This is a genomic window from Pseudoalteromonas sp. TP27 (genome assembly GCF_056470645.1).
The window spans coordinates 1-2048 of record NZ_JARDAK010000068.1 but is presented as its reverse complement, the minus strand read 5'-3'; the positions used below and the strand labels follow the sequence as shown (position 1 = coordinate 2048).

4 protein-coding genes are annotated in these 2048 nt (G+C 34.4%); 1 reads left to right on the top strand and 3 read right to left on the bottom strand.

Features of this window, described 5'->3' with window-relative positions:
* Window positions 1–220: 220 nt before the first annotated feature.
* On the bottom strand, window positions 221–343 hold the full coding sequence (locus tag PX700_RS21905) for a hypothetical protein (RefSeq protein WP_479521938.1): 123 nt from the start codon (window positions 341–343) through the stop codon (window positions 221–223).
* Between the two features lie 56 nt (window positions 344–399).
* Here PX700_RS21905 and PX700_RS21900 point away from each other — a divergent pair, with 56 nt between their 5' ends.
* Window positions 400–588, top strand: coding sequence for a hypothetical protein (locus tag PX700_RS21900; RefSeq protein WP_479521937.1), 189 nt, complete (start codon window positions 400–402; stop codon window positions 586–588).
* 410 nt (window positions 589–998) lie between these two features.
* Here PX700_RS21900 and PX700_RS21895 read toward each other — a convergent pair whose 3' ends face one another.
* Together PX700_RS21895 and PX700_RS21890 are read right to left on the bottom strand one after the other, a co-directional pair.
* Entirely contained in the window at window positions 999–1262 is a 264-nt protein-coding gene (locus PX700_RS21895; RefSeq protein WP_479521936.1) for a hypothetical protein, read from the bottom strand.
* Between the two features lie 150 nt (window positions 1263–1412).
* Entirely contained in the window at window positions 1413–1808 is a 396-nt protein-coding gene (locus PX700_RS21890) for a LysM peptidoglycan-binding domain-containing protein (protein ID WP_479521935.1), read from the bottom strand.
* Between the last annotated feature and the right edge of the window lie 240 nt (window positions 1809–2048).

Sequence of the window (2048 nt, the reverse complement as noted above, 5' to 3'; positions counted from 1 at the left end):
ACTTAATATACAGTTTTTAGCTAGATGACATTAGGGTGTGCCTTAATGTCACATGACAATGAAGTTATGACTCATTTTAGCTATATTTGAATGAAAACGTGATCACTAGCACGACTACGTTGGTGACTACTGCTATTCCAAAACCAATAAGCAGATAAAGCATTAGTGATTTTTGATAGCGAATATCGTCATGAGAATCACTTCTTGCTCAATGAGGGTATTAGGCCGTCACGGCATCGATGTTTACCCCAGAGAGCATGAAATAGGTAATTCCTGCGAGATATAAAGCAAGTCCGATAAATAAAGGGCTTCCACATGCAACAAAGCTCATTTTTTTGTTCATATTTAAACCTTTTGGTGATAAATGATATTTTTGTTATTTAAAATGAGTTGATGTATATGAAAAGAGGTCAAAAACAAAATATTCGTGTAGTTGGGGGCGTTTTGGCTTTTACCGCCTTTCTGTCAGTTGCCTATCATGTGGTTGAAGGCAAAATTGAAGATAAGTATCAACAAGAACTCAATAGCCAAACATGGGGTAGCAAAAACTACGGGGTTAAAGTCGAACCTCTGACATTTGATGAATAATTTATGTTAAGTAATTGCAATCATTGTGGAAGCCCTTTACCGAAAGAGGCGACAGTATGTAATAAATGTTTTGCTATTGATCCTTTTAATGAAGTTAAAAAAACAAATTCTTTGGGTTTTAGGTCCGTTTATTGGTCAATTATTATTTGTGCTTACTTGTTGGTTAGCTATGAATTGGGTATACATAACTATTTTATTGCACTCTTTAGATAATCCATAGGGACACATTATTTTTGTGTCCACTTTTATTTTAGCCTTTTTATTACGAAACGTATGGTTCTCAATCTTTTTCCATAGTTCAGCCCTATGACATTAGGGTCTGCCTTAATGTCACATGACAATGAAGTTATGACTCATTTTATCGATATTTGAATGAAAACGTGATCGCAAGCAACAGAAAATCCGCTAAATTAATCGCTCTTTTTGTTTTTTTCGCATAGGTAGGTTCTTACTTTTGAGCCATTTTTTTTATCACTGGTGTTAACAACAATAGGTATTTCATCCTTTCCGCATGAGGAAATAACTGGCCACACAGGGTTCTCGCCCCATCGAGTAACAAGTATTCTAACTGGAGGGTTACTTTCATCAGTAAGTTCAGGTCTTTTGCTGTCAATTGCTGCACAGCCAGAAATGCCTAGCAGAATAAATACAATCGAAAAAAATTTCACTAACATATAAACACATTGCTTCTAAGGTTAATTCTGGTATCTAGGGAAAATGGATAAGACTTAACGCCTGCGTTTAATCCCTCTAGCTCACCTGCTAAGAAAAAGGTCACCAATTAGGCGACCTTCGAGATATTTATACTTCAAGTATTCTAGCTATTATTTAATATTGATCATTTGACCAATAAGTAAGCTATTAGGTTTTTCAATCTGAGGATTTAATTGAAGCAGTGCCTCTAGACTCATTCCATTCTCTTTAGCAACACTAGATAGTGTGTCATTTTGTTTAATCGAATAGATTTTAGCCGTTTGTTCAACTTGCTGATTCAGATTATTTTGTTTCGTATGTAATTGACTAACAACTTGAGATATTTGTTTATCTGCATTTTGTTGTCTTTGTAATTGGCTCTCTAATGTATTTACTTTTGAATCAAGCGTATTAATTTGCTCTGCTTGTTGCTTTTGTTGCTCAATAATTTCATCGTTTGATGCACAGCCAGAAAGAGTCAGTGTAGACACTAACGCTGTTGCCATCATAATTTGTTTCTTATTCATAACTTTGCCTATCAATTGTATCTTACGTAAGAAGTCGCTATTTTCTATTCAGCAAGAAATAACTCAAAGTAAAAAATTATGGTTTGACTCAATTTTGCGTTAATTTAAGCACATTTCAATAAATACCATTGATAAAGACACGATGCCAAATTTCTGTTCCGTATCTATTCTTATTAGGTGACATTAGGGTCTACCCTAATGTCATTATTGTTATTTTGGCTCAAATATACTTTTGTCATC

Coding starts and splice junctions, on each gene's coding strand:
- PX700_RS21890 (WP_479521935.1), bottom strand. CDS start 1,808: ATGAATAAGAAACAAATTATGATGGCAACAGCGTTAGTGTCTACACTG.
- PX700_RS21900 (WP_479521937.1), top strand. CDS start 400: ATGAAAAGAGGTCAAAAACAAAATATTCGTGTAGTTGGGGGCGTTTTG.
- PX700_RS21895 (WP_479521936.1), bottom strand. CDS start 1,262: ATGTTAGTGAAATTTTTTTCGATTGTATTTATTCTGCTAGGCATTTCT.
- PX700_RS21905 (WP_479521938.1), bottom strand. CDS start 343: ATGAACAAAAAAATGAGCTTTGTTGCATGTGGAAGCCCTTTATTTATC.